The sequence below is a fragment of the Hugenholtzia roseola DSM 9546 genome (assembly GCF_000422585.1).
Lineage (GTDB): Bacteria > Bacteroidota > Bacteroidia > Cytophagales > Bernardetiaceae > Hugenholtzia > Hugenholtzia roseola.
The window spans coordinates 146,986-170,245 of sequence record NZ_KE383883.1 but is presented as its reverse complement, the minus strand read 5'-3'; the positions used below and the strand labels follow the sequence as shown (position 1 = coordinate 170,245).

General features: G+C 42.2%; 20 protein-coding genes and 1 pseudogene. 14 read left to right on the top strand and 7 right to left on the bottom strand.

All coding sequences use genetic code 11. The annotated features are described in order from the left end of the window. Positions 1-121 precede the first annotated feature (121 nt). Both aroC and G500_RS0116640 read right to left on the bottom strand, forming a co-directional pair. A complete protein-coding gene (gene aroC, locus G500_RS0116645; protein ID WP_027003376.1) occupies positions 122-1,192 on the bottom strand; it encodes a chorismate synthase in 1,071 nt (356 codons plus the stop codon). Between the two features lie 66 nt (positions 1,193-1,258). Then, positions 1,259-2,197, bottom strand: a complete 939-nt coding sequence (locus G500_RS0116640; RefSeq protein ID WP_086047940.1) for a DMT family transporter — start codon at positions 2,195-2,197, stop codon at positions 1,259-1,261. Between the two features lie 353 nt (positions 2,198-2,550). Here G500_RS0116640 and G500_RS25545 point away from each other — a divergent pair, with 353 nt between their 5' ends. Further along, positions 2,551-3,282, top strand: coding sequence for a DUF1573 domain-containing protein (locus G500_RS25545; protein ID WP_086047939.1), 732 nt, complete (start codon positions 2,551-2,553; stop codon positions 3,280-3,282). Positions 3,283-3,596: 314 nt separating this feature from the next. On the opposite strand, the gene G500_RS0116625 is transcribed toward G500_RS25545, so the two are convergent. After that, positions 3,597-4,445, bottom strand: a complete 849-nt coding sequence (locus tag G500_RS0116625) for a hypothetical protein (RefSeq protein ID WP_027003373.1) — start codon at positions 4,443-4,445, stop codon at positions 3,597-3,599. A 769-nt stretch (positions 4,446-5,214) separates the two neighbouring features. Here G500_RS0116625 and G500_RS0116605 point away from each other — a divergent pair. The 6 genes from G500_RS0116605 to G500_RS23910 all read left to right on the top strand — a co-directional run bounded on the left by G500_RS0116605 (position 5,215) and on the right by G500_RS23910 (position 15,222). Continuing rightward, entirely contained in the window at positions 5,215-7,176 is a 1,962-nt protein-coding gene (locus tag G500_RS0116605; RefSeq protein ID WP_027003372.1) for a BamA/TamA family outer membrane protein, read from the top strand. Between the two features lie 267 nt (positions 7,177-7,443). Continuing rightward, positions 7,444-8,154 carry a hypothetical protein gene (locus G500_RS0116600; protein ID WP_027003371.1) on the top strand — a complete coding sequence of 237 codons (711 nt, stop codon included), beginning with the start codon at positions 7,444-7,446 and terminating at the stop codon, positions 8,152-8,154. A 153-nt stretch (positions 8,155-8,307) separates the two neighbouring features. Further along, entirely contained in the window at positions 8,308-10,041 is a 1,734-nt protein-coding gene (locus tag G500_RS0116595) for an OmpL47-type beta-barrel domain-containing protein (protein ID WP_027003370.1), read from the top strand. Positions 10,042-10,629: 588 nt separating this feature from the next. Continuing rightward, positions 10,630-11,364: a class I SAM-dependent methyltransferase gene (locus tag G500_RS0116590; RefSeq protein WP_027003369.1), complete on the top strand. Its 735-nt coding sequence runs from the start codon at positions 10,630-10,632 to the stop codon at positions 11,362-11,364. Between the two features lie 16 nt (positions 11,365-11,380). Next, positions 11,381-12,595, top strand: a complete 1,215-nt coding sequence (locus G500_RS0116585) for an MFS transporter (RefSeq protein ID WP_027003368.1) — start codon at positions 11,381-11,383, stop codon at positions 12,593-12,595. 410 nt (positions 12,596-13,005) lie between these two features. Then, positions 13,006-15,222: a sodium-translocating pyrophosphatase gene (locus G500_RS23910; protein ID WP_035757769.1), complete on the top strand. Its 2,217-nt coding sequence runs from the start codon at positions 13,006-13,008 to the stop codon at positions 15,220-15,222. Between the two features lie 85 nt (positions 15,223-15,307). Here the strand turns inward: G500_RS23910 and G500_RS0116570 are convergent, their stop codons facing one another. Continuing rightward, complete coding sequence (locus G500_RS0116570) at positions 15,308-15,973, bottom strand: heme exporter protein CcmB (RefSeq protein ID WP_211220169.1); 666 nt, start codon at positions 15,971-15,973, stop codon at positions 15,308-15,310. A 7-nt stretch (positions 15,974-15,980) separates the two neighbouring features. Between G500_RS0116570 and G500_RS26505 the strand changes: the two genes are divergently transcribed. From G500_RS26505 to G500_RS0116550, 5 genes are all read left to right on the top strand, one after another. Then, positions 15,981-16,103 carry a hypothetical protein gene (locus G500_RS26505; protein WP_281169340.1) on the top strand — a complete coding sequence of 41 codons (123 nt, stop codon included), beginning with the start codon at positions 15,981-15,983 and terminating at the stop codon, positions 16,101-16,103. 103 nt (positions 16,104-16,206) lie between these two features. Beyond that, entirely contained in the window at positions 16,207-16,752 is a 546-nt protein-coding gene (locus tag G500_RS0116565) for a hypothetical protein (RefSeq protein WP_035757819.1), read from the top strand. 181 nt (positions 16,753-16,933) lie between these two features. Then, the gene (locus tag G500_RS0116560; protein WP_027003365.1) at positions 16,934-17,593 is read left to right on the top strand and encodes an outer membrane beta-barrel protein; all 660 of its coding nucleotides are present in this window, start codon (positions 16,934-16,936) and stop codon (positions 17,591-17,593) included. 101 nt (positions 17,594-17,694) lie between these two features. Next, entirely contained in the window at positions 17,695-18,285 is a 591-nt protein-coding gene (locus tag G500_RS0116555; RefSeq protein ID WP_027003364.1) for a 1-acyl-sn-glycerol-3-phosphate acyltransferase, read from the top strand. Positions 18,286-18,506: 221 nt separating this feature from the next. Continuing rightward, entirely contained in the window at positions 18,507-19,022 is a 516-nt protein-coding gene (locus tag G500_RS0116550) for a hypothetical protein (RefSeq protein WP_027003363.1), read from the top strand. A 43-nt stretch (positions 19,023-19,065) separates the two neighbouring features. On the opposite strand, the gene G500_RS0116545 is transcribed toward G500_RS0116550, so the two are convergent. The 3 genes from G500_RS0116545 to G500_RS0116535 form a co-directional block, all read right to left on the bottom strand. Further along, positions 19,066-20,061: a hypothetical protein gene (locus G500_RS0116545; RefSeq protein ID WP_154657202.1), complete on the bottom strand. Its 996-nt coding sequence runs from the start codon at positions 20,059-20,061 to the stop codon at positions 19,066-19,068. A gap of 6 nt (positions 20,062-20,067) precedes the next feature. Further along, entirely contained in the window at positions 20,068-20,424 is a 357-nt protein-coding gene (locus tag G500_RS0116540) for a YraN family protein (protein ID WP_027003361.1), read from the bottom strand. Positions 20,425-20,485: 61 nt separating this feature from the next. Continuing rightward, positions 20,486-21,379, bottom strand: coding sequence for a cell division protein FtsX (locus G500_RS0116535; protein ID WP_027003360.1), 894 nt, complete (start codon positions 21,377-21,379; stop codon positions 20,486-20,488). A 197-nt stretch (positions 21,380-21,576) separates the two neighbouring features. Between G500_RS0116535 and G500_RS0116525 the strand changes: the two genes are divergently transcribed. Together G500_RS0116525 and G500_RS26065 are read left to right on the top strand one after the other, a co-directional pair. Further along, the gene (locus G500_RS0116525) at positions 21,577-22,548 is read left to right on the top strand and encodes an NAD(P)-dependent oxidoreductase (RefSeq protein ID WP_027003359.1); all 972 of its coding nucleotides are present in this window, start codon (positions 21,577-21,579) and stop codon (positions 22,546-22,548) included. 74 nt (positions 22,549-22,622) lie between these two features. Beyond that, positions 22,623-23,260: pseudogene (locus G500_RS26065) on the top strand (hypothetical protein); the annotation flags it as partial.

Sequence of the window (23,260 nt, the reverse complement as noted above, 5' to 3'; positions counted from 1 at the left end):
AAGCAGAAAAGTGAAAGCAGAAAAATGGAAAGTCCTTAATAATGTCCTTTATTTTGGTAGGAAGACACCAAAATAAGCAACATTGCACAAAAAAATAGAGAAATTGGCAGTTTTTTTATTTTCAGAGGCGAGATAGGCGGTTTGCCAAAAGCCTATCAGCTAAAACCAAAGCCGCCATTGCTTCCACTATTGGCACAGCGCGTGGCAACACACAAGGGTCGTGCCTGCCTTTGCCCTCCAATTTGATGGGATTGCCTTGCACATCGACGCTTTCCTGCGTCTGCATCAGCGTTGCGACAGGTTTGAAGGCGACTCTAAAATAAAGGTCTTCGCCATTTGAAATACCGCCTTGTATGCCGCCCGAATGATTGGTTTGGGTGCGAATTTGGTTTTCTCTTTGTTCAAAAATATCATTCTGTTCAGAGCCTTTTTGATGCAAATGTGCAAAGCCGCTGCCATAGTCAAAACCCTTTACGGCATTGATGCTCAACATGGCAAAACCCAACAAGGCATGCAACTTGCTATAAATGGGGTCGCCCAAACCAACGGGCATATTGCGAACTACACAGCTCACAGTGCCGCCAATGGTATCGCCTTGTTCTTTTATCTTTTCTATCAACGCAATCATAGCCTTTGCCGTTTCGGGGTCGGGACAGCGAATGAGGTTTTCGGCTTGTGAAAAATCTAAGTCTTGATAGGATTTTTCAAGGCGAATATTTCCTACCTGCGACACATAGCCTTGTATCTGGATTTGATGCTGCCTTAGAAAAAGTTTGGCAATAGCCCCTGCCGCTACCCTTGCAGCCGTTTCACGCGCCGAACTGCGTCCGCCTCCTCTGTGGTCGCGATGCGCGTATTTTTGTTGGTAGGTAAAATCGGCATGAGAAGGGCGAAAACTTTGCGCCAGATGGTCGTAATCGTGGCTTTTGGTATTTTCGTTTGGTATAAATAAGGTGAGCGGCATGCCTGTGGTCTTGCCCTCGAAAACGCCCGACAAGATGCGTACTTGGTCTTGCTCCTTGCGCGGCGTAACCAAATGCGACTGACCAGGGCGGCGGCGTTTCATCTCTTGGACAATAAAATCGAGGTCTATGGGAAGTAGGGCAGGGCAGCCATCGATGACCACACCCACGCCTTCGCCATGCGATTCGCCAAAGGTTGTGATGCGGAAATATTCACCAAAAGTATTCATGGGCAAGATTGTGATAGGATTGTGATAGGATTGAAATAAATTTGTAATCGTCTTGTAAATACTGCTTTATTTTTTTACTTTCTTTCGCAAAAGATAAACGCCGACCAAAATCAGACCCATGCCAAAATAATGCCCCCACGCCAAACTTTCGCCGTCTAAAAGTCCCCAAATGAGGGCTACAATCGGTATCAGGTAGGTTACGATACTGGCAAAAATGGCGTTTGTCATTTGTATCAGACGGTTGAAAAGGATAAGCGAAATGGCACTCCCCAAGACGGCTAAAATGGCAAGAAACCCCATTGCGCGATAGGCTTTTAGGCTTTCTGTTTGCAACACTTCTACAAAATTAGTAGCCGAAAAAAGATAAATTCCTACCCACAAACCGACGGTAAAAAAGCTCCCTGCCGCAATCGTGAGGGGTGAAAGGTGTCCCAATTTTTCGCGCACCAAATTCACGCTCACGCCGTAGCAGAGGGTAGCCGCCACTACAAAAAGGACGTATAAATTGAGGTTTTCAGGTGCAAAACCCTCGCCCAAGCTCAATAAAACTGACCCCGAAAGGGCAATGCCAAGCCCCAAGAGTTGAAGTTTTTGCAGCTTTTCGCCAAAAAACCAGACAGCAACCAAGGCAGTAAAAAGCGGAGTCAAGGCATTGAGGATACCCGTAATAGAACTTAGCAGTTGGGTTTGTGCCGTAGCAAAGAAAAAGGCAGGCAGCGTATTGCCTAAAAGACCTGACAAAAAGACATAGAGCCAATCTTTTCCCTTGATTCTTTTGAGCCGCGTTAGGATAAAGGGTAGGAAAAAAAGAAAGGCGAGGAAAATGCGAATTGCACCCACTTGTGTAGCCGTAAAAACCTCTAAGCCACGCTTCATCAGGATAAAAGAGCTACCCCAAACAAGGGAGAGAAAGCCTAAAATAAGCCAAGCCAATGGCGGAATGGTGGCAGAAGCCGCTTCCTGCGGCGAAGTAGCGGTATCGAGAGGCGATTCGGGAGCGTTCATGTGTAAGAGGGGCAAAAGAGGAGCAAATGAATAGAGCGCAAAACGGCACAGTGCAGAGCAGTAAGAATGTTAAATATCTCAAAATGTGGCAGATATTCCCTCGCTTGGGGGCGTTTTTGCTACTTTGGATTTGCAAAGTTGCAGTAAAATTTGTTATTTCGCAGTCAATCTTTTCAAATTTTGTTTTTTTAAAGTCCTTGGGCAGCACTTAGGCATGATTTTGGAAAACGCTAAGTGTGCTTATTGGCTGCTTGTAAAATTTATTGTACCTACAAGTTCTTGCTACCAGTTTTGTAAAAATTATACTTTGTTATCTTTCTTTTCTATTCACTAAACGCTTAAAGCATAACAATATGAAAAAACAGCTTTTCTTTACCTTGCTCGCCTTTTGTTTCACGTTTGCTGCCTTTGCACAAGGTCAAATCAAGTTTGACAACGAAACACACGACTTTGGCTCTTTTGATGAGGGCAAGCAAATGGAGCATGTCTTTACTTTCACCAATACTGGCAATGCCCCCATTATCATCAGCGGCGTGCGTGCCTCTTGTGGCTGTACTACGCCATCTTATACGAAAGAGCCTGTGATGCCGGGCAAGCAAGGCACGATTACGGCAGTTTATAATAGTGCAGGTCGTCCTGGGCAGTTCAATAAAAGCATTACTGTTACCTCAAATGCCAGCGAGCCAACAAAAGTCTTGACTATCAAGGGAAATGCCGTCGTAGACCCCAGCAAAGATTCTAAAATTGAGTTGGAGAAAACTACTTTCAACTTAGGCAAAATGAAAAAAGGCGAACCTATTACGCAACGCATCAAGTACAAAAGCACAGGTGCAACGCCTTTGCAGGTGCAAAGTGTTTATAGCTCCTCGTGCAAAAATTGTGTAACCAAAGGCGGCGCAGTAGTTTCGGTAAATCCGGGCGAAAGTGGCATTTTGGAAATTATCTACACACCCAGCGAGCCGGGAGTACGCAAAGATTTCATCAGCATTTATACCAATAGCAAAAGTCAGCGCGTCATCAATGTAACCTTCGAAGGTGAAGTAATTGATGGCGAAGCGGCTGAAAGTCTTTTGAAAACCAACTAAGATAAATTGCGTCTTTGGTGGTTTGATTAAGCCAAAAAATTGCAAAAAGTTGTAAAAATCTAAAAAAAGACCCAAAAGCATTAGCCTTTTTGGGTCTTTTTTCTGACCCAAATACAGCCCCAAAATACAGAGTGGCTTTAATCTAAAAATTAGGTTCGAAATGTAGGGACAAGGCACTGCCTTGTCCGCAGTGAGATTGAAATAAAAAAAGTGTTTTCAGCCAAAAAATGAGATTTGAGCCAAATTTTATTTCGTACAAAATGTAACGCGCCATAGCCTAAGTGTGGGCTACAATATCAACGCCCCACGATTTGTTATTTTTGTAGGCTATAAATCCAGACCAACTGTTTTCCTACCAAAATAAGGTCGTTTTCCGATTGAAAAGCAAATAAAATTTTGCGTGCCGCAGGAAAAACAATTTCTTTCTTTGCATTTGTATAAAGATTCTGCCAAATTAGGGCGTTCCTTTCGCTCTCTATAAAAATCATCTCCTCCCCAAAAAAGGAAAATCTGCCTGCTTGTATTTCTTTTTTGAAGTTGCCTAAGTTATCAAAAACAAGGACGCGCCCCGATTTCAGACCCAAAAACACCATATTTTGATAGGCTTGCAGTTGCTCTACTTCTAAGGCTTCGCCCTTCAAAAAGGGCGCAAGAGGCGTAGAAACCGTTAGGTTTTTTATGTCTAAATAAACCTTTTTCAGACTAAAATCCGATTCGTCTATTGCCCAAAGTCCGTTGTCGAGGGCAGGCGCAAGCAGGCGCACAAGACCCAAATTTCCGCTATTTTGTGCCTCAAAATCGCTCAAAGGGTAGTCCTCGATTTCGGTGAGCTGACGGTTTAGAAAGGCGTAGCGTTGTGCCTCTTGGTAGAAAAGAAAAGGGCGAATGTGGTTTTGCGCCGATAAAAGGGTAGGCAAAATACGGCTTTGAGAGGAAAGAAATTGAATTTCTTTGCCCTCGATGTCAAAAGTTTTGAGATTCGCTTGGCTATCTGCCACAAAAAGCAGGCGATTACTACCCCAATCGACAAGGTGAGGAGCGGGAATTTCAAAGAAATGCACCAGCTCGAAGGCGACATCTTGCCCCTTTGCCGAAGAAAAAAAGAGGGACTCAACCAACAAAAAAAACAAACTAAGGCTAAAAAAACGGCGCAATGGGGTCATGGGTAGGTAGGATTTGAACAAACTTTTTTTGAGGAATAACGAAAAAAGAACGAATTTCGCGTTTTTCTGTAAAAGGCTTTTTCTGATAGGCTCGAAAAGAAAAAAACCTACAAGGCGTTGTCCCCCCCTTATAGGCTTTGAAAAGCAAGAATTTTGAAAGTGTTTGGTTAAAAAGTGAATCGTATTGTAAAAGTATTTGAGCTAAAAGTAGGATTGTATAAAAATGAGTTGTCTGTATAAAAAGAATAAATAGGGCGTTTCCCTAAAAAAGAAAATGAAAAAGAGCAAACTTATATGAGCCGAAAGCCCTACAAGTTGAAAAGTGCGCCGCCAAATTCACTAAGTAGTGAGATTTCGGTGACTTAAAAAATAAAAACTAAAAGTCATTTTCCTAAAAATATACAAATTCCAAAAGTAAAAACGCGAAATGCTGAAAAAAGTTACATAGCACGAAAAGTTAAGAAAAAGCAAAAGCTATACTAAAAATGGACGAAAAAAAAGTCAAATACACGAAAAAAGGATAAAAAAAAGTGAAATAAGGATTAAAAAGTGCAAATGAGATATGCCTTCTTATACGCAAGATAAAAGGGAGGGTTACAGCTTTTTGGTTTTTTTTTCTGATTTTTTTCACACAACTTACACCCGTTTTGTTAAGGGCTTGAAAATCACGCTTGAAAGGGCTTTTAATAAGGGTTTCCCACTAAAAAAAATGCCTGAAAGGGCTTTCTCAAAGGCTAAAAAAGTTTGTACGTTGTTAAACCACAAGGACATGAAAAAGGAGAGGAAGGCGTTGGATTTTTATTTTGGGCAGGCGCAGGGGCTATTTTTTTTGATACTCTGGCTTGGGCTGCTATCTTTTGCCCCTACACTTAGGGCGCAAACGCGCGATTCCCTTTTGAGGCTGCAAGTAAGCGGTCTTACCCCTGATTTGCTCTCGCGCTTCAAGGCAGAATATAGGCAAAAAAAGCGGTTCGAAATCCGAAAAGATACGCTTTGGCTATTATTCGAACCCAAAAATTTTACACAAGAAGAAGGCGATAGTATAGCTTTGTACTATGATTCACTTTGCAAAACAGAGCAAAAAAAGATTGACTTTTTTCTTCAACAGCAGGGTTTTTTTACGCCGCGCTATCGTTTTTTGAAGGAAAGGCAAAGGCAGTACGAACTCCAAATTTCGCTTGGCAGTCCCTTTTTTTGGGGTGAAATAGAAATAAATCTTTTGCCCGAAAGTTTGCAGCAGGAAATTCGCAAAAAATTCCAACAAGATTTTTATTTTACAAAAAATAAAGATACAAAAAAAGTTTTTTCTAATAGCAAAAAAATTAGACTCTCTTTGAAACAGTGGCGCAATTTGCAAGATTGGCTTTTGGAAAAGGCGCAAAATGGCGGCTATCCTTTTGCCCAAACTTGGGCGGATTCTATTCGTCTTTCACCCCCCCATTCTCCTTTGTCCGATTCGCTCGCTTATGCCGTCCATCTGCGTTTGCGCTTTGTGGCAGGCACACAAATCTATTTTGATAGTCTGATTCTTAGGGGAGATGCCAAACTCAAACAGCGTTTTATGCAGCGTTATTTGGGCATAGAAAAAGGCAAATTGTATGAAGAAAAAGCAATTCAAAATATCACCGAAAAGATAAAATATCTTCCTTATTTGCGCTTGAAAAAAGCCCCCGAAGTGCTTTTTAAATCCGATAAAGCCTATACAATTTTGTACTTAGAAGCGGAAAAGAGCAACCAAATAGATGGCTTTATTGGCTTTTTACCCAATCAAAATCTTGCTGCCAACACCCCCAATAGCCCAACACGCACCCTGCTCACAGGACAGGCAACCTTGCACCTACAAAATCCTTTTGGCGACGGCAAGGCTCTTTTCTTTCATTGGCAGCGATTCCGTCCGCAGGCACAAACCTTGAAAACGCACTATACACACCCCGATTTTTTTAATAGTGGGATTGAAATTGTGGCAGGTTTGGAACTATTGCAGCAAGATTCGGCTTTTAGCACCCTGACGCGCCGCCTTGCTTTGGGATACCCTGCCACTTGGGGCAAAGGGTACGTTTTTTATCATCAAAGGAATGCGACAGGATTGCCACAACGAAATGCGCTTCCAGACAACTTAAATAATTTAAGTAATCAATTTTCCCAATTTGGCGTAGGTTACACTTGGCAGAATTTGGACAACGCCTTTTTTCCAAAAAAGGGGTGGCTCCTCAAAGCCGAGATTGGGGTGGGCAATAAGCGTGTCAGTCGTGATACTACCTTAGCAAGTTTAGATTTGTATGAAAATATCGCATTACTTTCTATCCAATGGCAGGGCGAAGGCGAGCTACAATTTTTTCAGCCACTTGGTAGAGGTGGTACGCTTCTTCTGGCTGCTAAGGGTGCTTTTTTAGAAAATCCGTATCTTTTCCCTACTGATTTGTTGCGTTTGGGGGGCTTGCAAAATTTGAGAGGTTTTAATGAAAATAGCTTTTTTGTGCGCCATTATGCGCAATTTGTTTCAGAATACAGACTTTATTTTGAGTCTAAATCTTATCTTTTTGCTTTTTTTGAGGCGAGTCGCTTGCAAACGAACATAGGCAACGAGTCGCCTTTGGCTTTTGGTGGCGGGCTTACCTTTCAGACCCGCGCGGGCATTTTTCATTTTATCTATGCGATGGGAAAATCTCAATTTCAGAGCCTTGGGCTAAGTCAGGCTAAGATTCATTTTGGCTTGAAGAGTGCTTTTTGAAAGCAAAGTTCGACAACCTAAAAAGTTAAAGGGTTTTCTATGGGGCTTATTGTGGTAGTCGTGTTAAATTTTGTGAAAAGAAATATATTTTTAATTTTTATATAAATATAGTTTTAAAAATTAAATAAATAGTTTGATAAATAAAATAATTTTTTTAATTTTAATAATGTTACTCACTGAGATACGCTATTCAAAATTTGCACCTTATTAAAACTTCTCTTATATTTGCGGCAGGATAAAGGTAGTGTAGCTTAAAGCCAAAATATTATGAAATTAGTAATTCTATTTATTAGTTTTTTAACTTGCGTCTTTGCAGAAAAGTCGGGCAATCCCAAAAGTCATGCAAAAATAGAGGAGGTAGCTTTAAAAAGAGAAACTTTTTTTTATCAGTCAGATTCATCTTACAATAATAATGTTAAGTTTTTTTTTAACAAAAAAGAGTATAGTTTAAAATTTAATAAAAAAAGTGAAAATGTTACTATTTTTTTAAATGAAAAAAAACTATTTTTTGAAGATTTAAATGATTTCTATAATATAGATAAAAAAATAGATATAAGTATGAATGATAGCTACAAAATTGTTGTTTGTAAAACTAAAAAAAGAAATTATATTATCGTTTCTTTTTCCGCAAATAATTTTAACAAAAAAAATTTTGTTTATTATTTTGTTTTAGATATTACTAATGAAAAAGAAAATATTATATACGGCATTTTTAATTTTATGACTCCTCTTAATACATTTGGAGATTACAATAATGATGGATATTTAGATTTTTTAATTTCTATAAACGACTATAATAATAAATACATAAAGGAAAAATATAAAATAAAAGAAAAATACTGCATTTTAGCAAATGTTTTTACTATAAAAAATAATAAAATATCTAAAATAGATACTAATAACAATCAAAAAAATGACGTTTTTATCGTGAAAGCTAATTTTATAGAGTCTGTTGCTGAGTTGCAGTATTTTGAGTAGTCTTGAAATATTTTGTGCCTCTCTACTTGGTAGCCCCTTTCGTTCTTATTTCCTAAAATAAGAAAAAAAGCTATCTTTGCGGCGGCTTATTGGTCGCTCTTTTTTTGAGGTTTATCGGGTTTATTTCCTTTTTCACCTAATATTTTGGTTGGTATGAAAAAAAATTACTTTCGTTTTGGGCTTACAATACTTGCGTTGCTGCTTTTTCATCAGAACCTACAAGGACAGGTACAAGGTGGCTCACAGGCAGGTTTTTATGTAGATGAAAAGCAACGCTATTTCCAGCGCGTGGATTTGCCCGTTTATATACGTATTTCCACTACGCCCGACGGTGCAGGTGTGCCGCTTTCAGGTACGAAGGTAGCAGAAAAAGAAGTCAGTGTAGAGCCAATTTTTTTAGATGGACATGGCAAACATACCTTTCGCCACAATGACGGCTTAGACCCCCAAAACACATACGAATATGTGATTTATGGAGATGGCTTGTCGCCCAATAGCAATGCCATTTTTGAAACGCCTTACAAATACACAAAAGCGGGGACGCGCTTTTATGGCAGAGATTTGAAGGTCAGCCTTTCTACCCAAGACCAGATGTCGGGGGTGGAAGACCTCTTTTTTAAGGTAGGAAGTCAGGGCTTTGAATCTTATCAAAATGCGATAGATTTGAGCAGCGAGGGTGAAAATCAGATTTTTTACTATGCCATAGATAGGGTAGGAAATAAGGAAAAAGAAAAGGTAGAAACTTTTGTTATCGATACTACGCCGCCTGAAAGCATCTACAATGTCGTGGGTATTACCGAAGCAGGGGTAATTTCTCTTTCTACCAAAATTTATTTAGAGGTTACGGATAATATCGTCGGGACGGCACAAACGCTCTACCGTTTTGATGAACAGGAATGGCGAAATTATCGCCCTGAAAGCGTCTTGCCTTTGCAGGTTTTAAAGGACGGCAATCATACGTTACAATTTTATTCTACTGACCATTTGAAAAATACAGAAGAAGTACAGTTTTTTAGCTTTTATTTAGATAGAACTGCACCTATTATGTCGGCAGATGTTTTAGGAGATAGGTTTATCGTAGGCGACCAAGTCTATTTTTCGGGCAGAACCAAGCTCAAACTTACTGCCGTAGATAACAAATCAGGGGTAAAACAGACGTGGTACTCGATTGACAACGGCGAATTTCAGCAATACGACCAACCTTTCTATCTGCCCAGCAAATCGGGCTTGCACACCATTCGCTACTTTGCCGAAGACAACGCAGGCAATGAGGGCGTAGAGGGCAGTACCAGCGCACGTTTTGATGAGTACAAACACAACGTTAGTGCCGTTTATGTAGATTTAACGGGTCCCCGTCTTAGCTTCAAATACGAGGGCAAGACCTTTCAGAAAGGCAACATGACCTTTATCAGTGCCAAGACCAATATCCGTCTTTCTGCCACCGATTCCGAGTCGGGGCTGCAAAAAATTACCTACAAGCCTGTGGGTGAAGGGGCAGAAGTGGATTATAGCAGTCCTTTTACCATCAATCAATCGGGAAGACAAGAGCTTGAAATTATTGGTTATGATAATGTCAATAACCGAAATTTGATAAAAACCGAATTTAGCGTAGATGCAGACCCGCCCTCGCTTTTCTATCATTTCAGTACCGTTCCGATTGAAGGTGATGCCTACCCTTCTTATTCCAAAATCTTTTTAGGAGCGCAAGACGGACAAACCGACTGCCAAACGATTTATTACAGCATCAATGGCGAGCCAAAGAAAGCCTATCAGGGTACTATCAGCGGCTTCAAAAAGAACAATTCCTACACGATTTTGATTGAGGTAGAAGACCAATTAGGCAACAAAAGCGAGCAAGAGATTATCTTCCGCACTACCGACTTCTAAAAAATCCAACAAGACCAGACCCTGTTAATGGTCGATTAGACCCTAATAGGTGGCTGGTTTTTGGCTTATATGGTGTTGTTACAACGGTTGGAATGATGCACCTCGAACCAGCCTGCTGAACCCCCACCCTGCCCTCCCCCCATAGGGGAGGGTTCGAAAACCAAATCATTTTTTTGCATAAATATAAAAAAATGATTCCGAATCAAAGCCCCGCCCTATGGCAGTAATGTTAAATTCTAAAAATCAAATGCAAATGTAGGGACAAGGCATTGACTTGTCCTATGCCCCAAACCCTAAGGGTCTTCAAGACCCTTAGGGTTTAAGTCCAAATTTTATTTTGTGTCAAATTTGACAAAACAAGGCTTTTTGCAGAACTTAACATTACTGCCCCCATAGGGGAGGGTTCGAAAACCAAATCAATTTCTTCGCATTTATGCGAAAAAAATTGAGGTGAAATTAAAGCCCCTCCCTATGGGGGAGGGGTTTGGGGCGGGGTGTATTTAACGTTTTCACCGTTGTAACTACGTCGTTTCCGCGTTAGTTTTTAATTTAATTAAAACAAATTTTGTACCTTTTACCAGATTTAAAATGCCTTTAAAAGAATGGTTTGCAGAATGGTTTGATTCGCCTTATTACCACCTTTTGTACCAAAATAGAGATGAAAGGGAGGCGCGTTTTTGGATAGACAACCTCTGCAACTATTTAAAAATAGAGCCGCAGCACCTTATTCTCGATTTAGCCTGTGGCAAAGGGCGGCATGCGATTTATCTCAACCAAAAAGGCTATCAAGTAGTCGGTATAGACCTTTCCGATTCGAGTATTCGCTATGCGCGGCAGTTTGAAAATGAACGCTTGCACTTCTATCGTCAAGATATGCGCGATACGTTTCACCATCAGCCCTTTGATTTTATCCTCAATCTTTTTACAAGTTTTGGCTATTTCGAAACAGAATCCGACCATTTGAAAGCCCTGCAAAATGTGGCACAAAACCTAAAAAAAGGCGGTAAATTGGTCTTAGATTTTTTCAACACCCCCCAAGTAATAGCCCAATTAGTGCCACAAACGACGGTAGAACGGGGCGATATTGCTTTTCAGATACAAAAGCGATTAAAAAATCAGTATATCATCAAAAGCATAGATTTCAAAACACAAGGGCGCGATTTTCATTTCGAGGAGCGTGTGCGTGCGATTTCAAAGGCTGATTTTGAGCGATATTTTCAGAGCGCAGGTTTGAAGGTCTTAGAAGTTTTGGGCAGTTATGATTTAAAACCATATCGAGAAAAGGAGTCGGAACGTATGATTTTTGTAGTAGAAAAAGAGTAGTTTTTTTTGTATAAAAATGAAAGAAATAAAACTTGGCTTAAAAGAAAATTGGCAACAGTTTGTTCTTTTGGTGCTGGTCAATGCCTTAGTAGGTGGCATGGTCGGCATGGAGCGCAGCATTTTTCCGCAGTTTGCGGAAAGTCAGTTTGGGGTATCTTCCAAAACGGCGGTGCTTTCTTTTATTACCGCCTTTGGTATCAGCAAAGCCATTGCCAACTATTACACAGGCAGATTGGCAAACCGTTTGGGGCGGCGCAATTTGCTACTTTTGGGCTGGCTACTGACAATTCCTGTGCCTTTTTTGCTACTTTACGCGCCTTCTTGGGCTTGGGTCATTGCTGCCAACGTGCTTTTGGGCATGGCGCAGGGCTTGACGTGGAGCAGTACGGTAGTCATGAAAATTGATTTGGTAGGCGAAAAAGATAGAGGCTTGGCAATGGGACTAAACGAATTTGCGGGTTATCTGGCGGTGGGCGTAGTGGCTTTCCTGACGGGCTACCTCGCCAATCGTTATGGGGTGCTGCCCTATCCTTTTTATGTTGGCATTTTTATTTCGGTGGTCGGATTTTTTCTGACGCTTTTTTGGATAAAAGACACACGCATTTTCACCAAAAAGGAAGCCCAAAGCAGCGCAAATGTTCCATTAGAGCGCGTCTTTTGGGATACGACTTTTCACAACAAAACATTGAGTTCGGTTACGCAAGCAGGGCTTATCAATAACCTCAATGATGGCATGATTTGGGGATTGCTGCCCCTTCTACTTTTTTCATTCCAATACGACAACGAAAACATAGGCATCATTACCGCCACTTACCCAACGGTTTGGGGTATCGGACAGCTTTTTACAGGCAAAATGTCTGACCATTTTTCTAAAAAGAAGATGCTTTTTTGGGGCATGGCACTACAAGGAATTGCCATTTTGCCGCTCCCCTACGTTACGCATTTCTACACCCTTATGGGGCTTTCGGCTCTTTTGGGCTTCGGTACTGCCTTAGTGTATCCTACTTTTTTGGCTACGATTGCGGCGGCAACTGCCCCTACACAGCGAGCAGAAAGCATTGGCACTTTTCGCCTATGGCGCGACTTAGGTTATGCTTTTGGTGCAATTCTTTCGGGTCTGATGGCAGATGCTTTCGGTATTGAAGTAGCAATTTTAACTATCGCCTTGCTTACCCTATTTTCGGCAGGGCTGATAGCACAGCGCATGCCTGAAAAAATTACACCTTTGTAGGGAAAAGCGCAGTCTTGTCTGATTTTAAAAGTTAGACGCAAATGGCTAAACCCTAAGGGTCTGCAAGACCCTTAGGGTTTAATCCAAATTTTATTTCGTTTCAAATTTGACAAAACAAGGCTTTTTGCAGCACTTAATATCATTGGGGAAAAGCGCGGTTTTGCCTGCTTTGAAAGTTTAGACCAAAACCTTGTAGGGCTTTTGCGCCGACAAGGTTTTTTGTGTCTATAAAAAAGACGGCTTTCCTACTTTTTTGGCATCAAAAAGGGTTCTTTGTGTAAAAAATTTGCTTTTTAGGGCTTTTGATTTTGAAAATTCGCAAAAGGGGCTAATTTTGCCAAACAAAAAACACAAGCGGTTCTATCATTCCAAATTTTACACATTTCACACCAAACACTTCTCAATCCTACATGGAAAACATTATCTACTTAGTGCCACTCTTCGGGGTAGTAGCCCTCCTTTATACGGCTCTACAATCGGCTTGGGTGAGCAAGCAAGCCGCAGGCGACGAGCGCATGACAACCATTGCACGCTATATCGCCGAAGGCGCGATGGCTTTTCTGAAAGCCGAGTACAAGGTATTGGCAGGCTTTGTTGCCCTTGCCAGCGTGGGCTTATTCTATTTGGGCTATACAGGTGAAAATTCGCACCCCTTAGTGGTGGCTTCTTTTGTAATAGGCGCGGTATTTTCTGCCTTAGCAGGCTTTATCGGCATGCGAATCGCAACAAAAGCCAACGTCAGGACGGCAGAAGCCGCCAAAACAAGTCTTTCACAAGCCTTGAAAGTTTCCTTTACTGGGGGCGCAGTGATGGGCATGGGCGTAGCAGGCTTGGCAGTCTTGGGCGTGGGGTCGCTTTTTATCGTCTTTTATTGGCTCTTTGTAAAAAGCACAGGTGCAGCCGTTACAGGATTAGAGATGGAGCGTGCGCTTGAAGTCTTGACAGGCTTCTCTTTGGGGGCGGAAAGCATTGCCCTTTTTGCGCGTGTAGGGGGCGGCATTTATACCAAAGCTGCCGACGTAGGGGCGGATTTGGTAGGAAAAGTAGAAGCTGGTATTCCCGAAGATGACCCTCGCAATCCTGCCACGATTGCCGATAACGTAGGCGATAACGTAGGCGACGTAGCAGGCATGGGGGCAGACCTTTTTGGCTCTTATGTCGCGACGATTTTGGCGGCGATGGTCTTGGGTAGCGAAATGAAAGTGATAGACGAATTTAACGGACTTTCGCCTATTTTACTGCCTATGATGGTAGCAGGCGTAGGGGCGATATTTTCTATGGTCGGCATGCTCTTTGTGCGCGTCAAAGAAGGCGGCAATGTGCAGGGCGCACTCAATATCGGCAACTGGGCTTCGATTGTATTGACGGCAGTGGCGGCTTATTTCCTCATTATGTGGATGTTGCCCCCTAATTTGCAGTTGCGCGGCTATGATTTTACCAACTTGGGAGTCTTTTGGGCTGTCTTTATCGGTCTAATTGTAGGGGCTTTGATGTCTTTGATAACAGAATACTACTGCTCGATGGGAAAAGCCCCTGTCAATTCTATCATACAACAATCTTCTACGGGTGCAGCAACGAACATCATTGCTGGTTTGGCTGTGGGTATGAAATCTACTACAATGCCGATTATTGTCTTGGCGGCAGGGATTGTAGGGGCTTATAGCGTAGCAGGTTTGTATGGCGTAGCGATGGCGGCGGCAGGTATGATGGCGACAACGGGCATGCAATTAGCCATTGATGCCTTCGGTCCCATTGCCGACAATGCAGGGGGGATTGCCGAAATGAGCCACCTTCCCAAAGAAGTGCGCGAGCGTACCGACATCTTAGATGCAGCAGGCAACACGACGGCGGCGATAGGAAAAGGCTTTGCCATTGCTTCGGCTGCCCTTACCTCTTTGGCACTTTTTGCCGCTTTTGTAGGCTTGGCAGGAATCAGTGCGATAGATATTTACAAAGCCCCTGTTTTGGCAGGCTTATTAGTTGGAGCTATGATTCCCTTTATTTTCTCTGCCTTAGCAATTTCGGCGGTAGGAAAGGCGGCAATGGATATGGTAAAGGAAGTGCGCCGTCAGTTTCGCGAAATCAAAGGCATCATGGACGGCACAGGGCAGCCTGAATACGACCGTTGTGTAGAAATTTCTACCAAAGCCGCCATTCGCGAAATGATGCTACCCGGTGCGATTGCGATTATCACGCCCCTTGTGGTAGGTTTTGGCTTCAAAGGAGTCTTTCCTGATGCAAGTTCTGCCGAAATTTTGGGCGGACTTTTGGCTGGCGTTACCGTTTCGGGGGTCTTGATGGCAATGTTCCAATCCAATGCAGGCGGCGCGTGGGATAATGCCAAGAAGTCTTTTGAAAAAGGAGTTGATATCGATGGTAAAACCTACTTCAAAGGCTCTGAACCGCACAAAGCCTCTGTTACGGGCGATACCGTAGGCGACCCTTTCAAAGATACTTCGGGTCCTTCTATGAATATCCTCATCAAACTCATGTCGATTGTTTCGCTTATCATTGCGCCACATATTGCCGTAGATGGGGCAAAACGCCATGCCGAAGTGGAAAAGCAGAAAGCTCCCGTAGAGGTAGTGGTCAAAGCGAATCCTACCCAAAAAGTGAAGGGTTCGTAGTTTTTGGCTTTGCAACAAAATCCTAAGCAAAGCACCACCAAAAGCACAAAAAAATACCGTTCTCAATAGGAACGGTATTTTTTTGCTAACTGCGCCAGATGTAGGGAAAAAGAAGATAGCCCAACGCCAAACAAAGCAGGTCTATCAAGCCGACCATCAGGAGTTTATCATAACTAACCGACCATGCCAAGCCATCTAACGCATTTTTGGAAAGGCGAATCAGTAGCAGTAGCAGCGGCAGGGTAATGGGAAAACCCAAAACTGCCATCAAGGTAGCACTATTTTGTGCCTGTGCCGCAATGGAGGCGATAAAAGTTAGGGAAAAGCCCAAGCCTATTGCGCCTAATGCCAAAATCAATACGAAAAGACCCATATCTGCAATCGGATTGCCCAACACTAAGGCGTACATCAGAAAGCCTAAGCCGCCAATACCAAACATCAGGACGGCATTGTAGAGCATTTTTGCCAAAATCAGAACCTCTGGACGAAAGAGTGTGTAGAAGTACATCAGCCTGCCTTCGCGCTCCTGCAAAAAACTTTTTCCAATCGCATTGGCAGAAATAAAAAGCAGGATTATCCACAGAAGGGCGTTCCAAGTAATTGGGTGCAGGGCATTTTTTCCCATACTAAAACTAAGGTAGCAGACAAAGATAGTCGAACTCAAATAGAGCAAGACACCACTCAACGCCGATTTTTGGCGATATTCCAACAGAAACTCCTTGCGGATAAGAGTCAGGATTTGTACCAGCATAATAAAAATGATAAAACTCGTCGCAAAGATGCCTATTTTTACCAAATTTCCCGACAAGCGACTGCACGAAAAGGTAGAAAGTTTGGCTTTATCCCGATTGCGCCCTTTTTATGGAATACAAATGGAATGATATTTGGGTATTTCTAACCCAAATCTTTAAGGGGCTTGCTAAAAAAGCCACTTTCTTTTATTTTCTTTTTTCTCTTTATTCTTTTATCCTGATTTTTAAAACCATGAAAAAAACAGTAGGCTCTCTGTTCTTCTTTTTTGCAATCCTTTGCACGACTAACCTTTGGGCGCAGGGAACGATTATGATTGGCGAAAATGCCCCTGCACAAGTAGAGGGGATAGAGTTGGGCTATAATATCACCAACGCACGCCGACAAGACGTAGGAAGGGAAGAGATGGAGCGTTATGAAATTACGCTTTATATGACCAATCGAAGCGGTTGTTCTAAAATCGTCTTGCTCAACGACAACGTCGTCAATACTTCCATGAGTGGAAATGCGCCTGATGTTTTCGCCGTCTTCGATTGCACCAACGCCACAGGCAAAAGACTTACCTCGCGTAGTGCAAACTTGCGTGCGCCCCAATTTTTCATTCCTATCCGCAGGACAGAAAAAAATGCAGAGGGCAAAGATGTTACACGTACCGAAAACGTGCATGCGGGTTTTGCTTTGCGCAATGGTGAAACTATCAATACGACCATTATCGTAATTGTGCCTTTGGGCGAGCGTCCGCGCATGCAAGCACGCCTTACCATGTTTTCTAATTTCTAAGTGCTAATTGTGTGCTGCTCCTTTTTCCAAAACTACACTTCAAAATAATCGCTAACAATTACAATAGCCTAAATGCTGCTTTATATTTTGGCTTAAATTGTAAGCATCAATAAAAATAATAAAACAGACTTTATACCATTTTTCAAAAAAAACTACTTTCCCAAGACCACAGACCCATGAGATGACCACTTTTTTACCGCAGGCTTTTTCTACACGCAAAAAGTTCAAAAAAATAACAATTTGGCTTTTTTGGATAATCTATACAAGCAGTTTTTTTTTCAGCCTCTCGCTTCGGGCGCAAAGGCTCTCTTGGGGGCTTGTCGGAGGGCTGACTTATAGCAAGGTTGCCAATTTAGACAATAAGCGCAAACTTTCTGCCGCTTCGGGGACTTTTCTGATGTACCAATTCAAAGACAACTGGGCGATTCAGCAGGAACTGCGCTATCTTTCCGCAGGGGCAAAGATGGGCTTTCAAGGCACACGCTTCACCTTTCGTGCCGACTACATCGAGAGCGTTACTGCCCTGCACTACCTCTTTTTTGGACAATATTTTCGGTGGCAGGCGCAAACGGGTTTGGGCGTAGGCTACAATACTTGGGCTACTTTTGATAAAGAATTTGACGCACGCCCTTTTGTTTTTCGCTGGGATTATCACCTGATGCTGGGTGTGGGCTTTCGGCGTACTTTCGGGGCTTGGCAGTGGCTACAGGTCAATCTCCGTCACCGTTTTGGCAGGCGGTCGGTTTTCAATAATGCCGCTTTTCGCGTGCCTCACTCTATTTTTTCGCTTGATGTAGCTTATTCTCTGCCTTTGCTCACGAGCAGGCGCGGTTGGCGATAATTTTTTCTTAAAAAATGCGTAATTTGCAGGCGTTTTCAAAATCCTTTTAAAGAGAAATCTTTTTAGATGCGTCTTTCCTTACCTTCTTCCTCTTTTGCGCTATGTTCGTTGCCTTTTGTCGTCTAATATTTCGTTTGCGCGGTTGGAAAACTGCGGGACTTATTCCTGTACCTGATGCCGCCAAGCGTTGTGTCATGATTGCCGTTCCACATACTACAAATTGGGACGCAATTTATACCATTGCTTGTTTTGATATGATGGGAATTAAATGGCGTTTTACCATCAAAAAAGAATGGCTCAAGCCGCCTTTCGGTGGGATTCTCAAATCTTTGGGTGCTATCGGCATAGATAGAAGTCCGCGCAAAGAAGGCGAACAACGCCCCTCTACGGTCGAGGCAATGGCGCGTCTTTTTGAAGAACACGAGCAACTCTGTATCGTCGTTACGCCCGAAGGCACGCGCTCGGTGGTAAAGGAATGGAAGATGGGATTTTATCATGTCGCGAAAATGGCAGGCGTGCCGATTGCCTTAGGCTACATGGACTACGCGCGAAAGGAGGCAGGATTGGGTAAAATTATCTACCCTTCTGATGACATAGCGGCTGATATGCGCCAGATTATGGATTTTTACAAGACCATCACGCCCAAATTTCCCGAAAATTTTAGCCTCGATGTGCGCTACAAAGGAGAGTAAAAGGTAGTGATGTTAAATTCTAAAAATCAAATGCAAATGCAGGGACAAGGCATTGTCCTCTTTGAAATTTGATTGAAGCAAAATCATTTTTCAAGCTCGAAATTGGGTTGGAAGCCTTTTGAATTAGCGGCACAGAAAATCTAATCAAAAGTAGTTTGCCCTATTCATTTTTTTTGTGTAAATTTGCGCTTATTTTAGCTATGTTCTAATTTTTAAAAGCGATGGAATTTATTTTTACGCATCTATGCAGACATCTTTGGGTGTTATTGGCTTTGGGGTTGCTTTTTTCTTGTAAAGATGAGCCAGCGAATCCGAACCAGAATTGGGCAAATCTGCTCGAAGGCAGGTGGCAGGTGCAAAGGTATCATACGGAAATAGAGTTAGCAAATTTTAATAATATCGAAACCATAGAAGAAGGCGAAATGCTTTTCACCCTGCAAGGCACTTCGGGCGGCACTTACACTTTTTTTCAGGAAGAGATAGGCGTAGAAAATGTTTGGCAGTTTCAGGCGCAAAATGGGGAGCAAATACCCAAAATTTATCTCGAAGGCGCACTTTTAGACGAAGGAATTGCGCTTCAAATTGGCAGAAACAACCGAAAGACTACCGAAACTTTCCAAATCAAGACCCTAACCGAAAACCTGATGGAATTGGAAAACCGCGCCGTTTTTATCTTTCCTTCGGGCGGCGTGAATTTACAAATGGTAATAGAAATTAAAATTTTGCTAAATAAATAAAACTTTTTTAAAAATAAAAAAAGCAATTTTCTTGTGTCTTTTGCTACAATTTCCCTTCCCAAAACCATTCATATAGCGAAGGCAGCACGCCACTTAGCAGAAGCCCCCATAAAAGCCAAAATTGTAGCTTGCGATAAGGAATTTGATACCCTATTTTTTTTCCAAAAAAACAAACTAAAAAAAGCCACAAAAGCGATACCCATAGCATCAAATAACCGCTCGTAAGTGCGTAGCCAACGTAGTGATAATGCCCTAAAAAGGTATCGTAGAGGCAAAGATGAGAAGGCAGTCCGTAGATGTATTTTACAAAATGATTTTCGAGGCTATGCACCCCTACAAAGGTATAAACTACCAAAAGCAGTAACCAAAATAAAATAAATCCTTTTTTCTTTATGATTTTTTTTAGCAGCAAGACCAAAAAAGTCTGTAAGAGAATAAGTGCGTAGAATGTCCAGACTGCCTTTTCTGTCAAGGCAGAGGCTTCTAAAAATTGATGCGGATTGAGTCGCTTTTCAAAAAGATTGACACTACAGCAAGTGGTAATGACTTGCGGGTCTATGTTGGCATAGTACAAAAAAGTAGTTGTAAAATCTAAAAAAAGCAGTGGTAAAATCATAAAAAGCACCCAATACTTGCGTGGTGTGAGCGCAGAGGCAGGGTCTTTTTGGTCTAAATGATTTAAAAGATAGAAAAAAAGAGAACCTATAAAAGAGCTGATTTTTAAAATAAAAGCAGGCTTGCCGTAGTCATTGGCAGCCAAAGAGCCTTCGGCGCACATTGCCCCTTTGAGTAGGGCGGGCAAGTGTTCGTTGAGCGTAACCAGATAAATCACGACCAAAAGCATTTGGAGCAGCATGAGCATTTCGAGAATCGCACTGACCAAATAAGTACGTTTTTCCAAAGCAATTTGTAGGGGCGAGGTGCTGCCTTGCTGCCAACTGAAAACAAGGCGCACCGACCAAAAGAGTGCCACTGATGCCAAAAGCAGTAAGCAAAATTGTCCTAATAATTGTGCAATAACCCAAGTATCGGTGAGCATAAGCATTTAGAAAGCATCTTCAAGATGCAGGAGTTCGTTTTTTTCGGTTAGAATGGCTAAGATGTCGAAGCGGATAGCCCCCTGCCAAGGGTTTTGTTCGAGGAAAGTTTCGGCGGTTTGTAGGATTTTGTCCACTTGTTTGGCACTGACAAAGGCTTCTGGATTGCCGAAGTCGTCATTTTTGCGCTGCTTCACTTCCACAAAAGCTAAGATTTCGCCCTTGCAAACTATCAAATCTATTTCGCCGCGCCCAGCGCGAAAGTTTTGCGCAACCAATTTATAGCCTTTTTCCAACAAAAACGACAAGGCACGCGCCTCGCCTTCTTTGCCCAAAGATTGCGTATTCGCTTTTGATTTTGGCATGAGATTTTCGTTTGTTTCTTTGGTAGTAATGCCTTTGCAATCACAAAAGATTTTGCCAATTTTAATACAAATCGTCTAAGGACATCTTCAAATATTTGCCACAGACCCAATAGGCACTCGCCACATTGACGCTAATTCCGACCAAAAGCAAGACCAAAAAGACATACAAATAGTAATAACTTTGGTGCAGCACCTCCAAATCGGCTATCCACACAAAAACAATTTGCATAAGCAGCACTACCAGCGTTGTGGCAATGGCGGCACTGATAAGTCCCTGCCAAAAGGCGCGTATCACAAAGGGTCTTTTGATAAAATCGGCAGTTGCGCCCACTAATTGCATGCTGCGTATTAGAAAGCGTTGCGAAAAGAGAGCCAAGCGAATGGCGTTATTGATAAGCACGATGGCAGCCACAAAATATGCCACAGCAAAACAGATAAAAATAAGGCTGATGATGCGCAAATTTCGCTGAATTTCAAGCACATACCGCTCTTTGTAGCCTACTTCTATCACGCCTTCGATGGCTTCCAACTCGGCTTTGATAGGCTCTATGCGCGATTTTTGGTAATATTCCTGTTTCAAATTGATATAAAAAACGTCGGGCAGGGGGTTTTGTCCGATAATCTGAACAAAATCCTTTCCTACTTCTTGCGTCAGGAGTTTGGCGGCTTCTTCTTTGGAAACAAAACGAATCCGCGCTTTTCCTTTTGCGTCTTGTGCGATAAAGTTTTTTTGCGCCAAACTTTGTTGGATAGAAAGCCGTTCTTTCGAGCTAATATCGCGTCGTAGGTAGAGTTCTACTTCTATGTTTTCTTGGGTTTTGGTAGAAAAGGCTTGGGCGTAGAGCCAAAGCAAGACCAAAATGCCCGTAATGGTTAGTGCAAGGCTGATATTGATAAGTACGCTAAGATAGGGGTAGCTGCCGATACGTTTTTGGGCAAGAGAACGGTTGAGCATATCAAAAAAGGGACAGAGGTAAGATAAAATGCGCCCTATGGTTTGCCCTTTGTCAGAGTGCAAGGGGAGGTCTTACAAAAATAGGGCTTTTCGCACAAAAAAAACGAAGCATAGCCCCGCTTTTTAGGAAAAGTTTTTGCATCTTTGTAGGGGAGGCTACTCTTTTTCCCCTTCTTTCCTTTACATTTCCTACCCTTATGCCTTTCAAAATCCTTATCATCGATGTCTTGCATCATTCCTTTGAAGAACTTTTTGCTGCCCCCGATTTGGATTTGCAGATAGATTACAAGCCGTATCTAAGCCCTGCCGAAGCCGAAAATATGCTTAAAATGTATGATGGTTTGGTCTTGCGTAGCAAACTCAAACTGACGGAAAGAGTGCTTCAAAAAGCACCTCAATTGCGCCTCATTGCACGTGCAGGGGCAGGTCTGGACGAAATAGACCTCTCTTATTTGGCTGCTCGCAACATCAAACTCTTGCACGCGCCAGAGGGAAATCGTGATGCCGTCGCCGAACATACCATTGGTCTGATGCTTGCCCTTTTGCACAAAATTGTGGCGGCAGATAAGCAGGTGCGCCAATACCTTTGGCAGAGAGAGGCAAATCGTGGTATCGAGTTGGGTAGTCAAACGGTGGGCATTATCGGCTATGGAAACATGGGACAGACCTTAGCCCGTAAGTTGAGCGGTTTTGGTACAAAGGTGCTTGCCTTTGATAAAAACGAGGCTGCCTTTACTTCTCAAAGCCTACAATGGGCGCAGGCAGTAGATTTTCCTACCCTACAAGCGAAGGCGGACATCGTAAGCCTGCATTTTCCGCTTGATGAGCGAAACAAAAATAGCGTCAATGCCGCTTATTTGGCAGGATTTAGAAAGCCCATCTTTCTTATCAACACAGCAAGAGGGGAAATTTTGAATACGCAGGCACTTCTCAATGCCTTAGAACTTGGAAAAGTAGCAGGGGCTGCCTTAGATGTTTTAGAGAATGAACAGTTGGAACGCCTCACACCTGCACAAAAGAAAAGCTACCAAGCCCTTTTCGAACGCCCCGACGTAATTCTAACTCCACACGTAGCAGGCTGGACGCACCAATCCTATCGCCGTATCAATGAAGTGCTGGCTCTCAAAATCAAGGCGTACCTCAAAGAGGAAAAAGAAAAACGCTCCTAAGTGCAGAACAAGAGAACAAAATTTTCTCTACCTTTATTGATATTTTCGCTACTTCTATCTGTGGAAAGTTTAATATGAAAGACGAAAAACCTAATCAAAAAGAGCAAAATCTTTACGATAAAATTTTAAAGGAAAATATCTTAGGATACGTCTTGCAGTTTTCAGAAAGACAGTTGGGTTTTCATATCAAAAAATATGATTTATTAAAAGATAAGCTGCAAACTACCTTAGAACGCGAGGCGGATTTTCTAATTTTTATCACCACCCAAGACGAAAAAGAATTTATCCTGCACTTAGAATTTCAGGCAAGAGATGAGCCAAATATGCTACTTCGTATGCAAGAATATTATGCCATTTTACAAAAAAAGTATCAAAAACCTATTATTCAAATTGTTTATTACTTAGGTGAAACGCCCAGCAATATGCGTGCTACCCTTGCGCCTTCGGAAATATTTACAGGTTTTCGATTAAAATCTTTTAGAGATTATTCCTACAAAGAATTTATCGAATCTGAACATGCCGAAGAAGTTATTATGGCAGTTTTAGCGGATTTCGGAAAAGAAAAACAAGAGGAGGTCGTGAGCAAAATTTTATTCCGCCTTTCGCAACTAAAAAGCGATATTACTGCGTTAAATAAGTATGTCAAGCAGTTGCTTGTATTGGCGCGTCTGCGCAATAAACTTCCAAAAATCATTCAAAATCAATTAGGCAA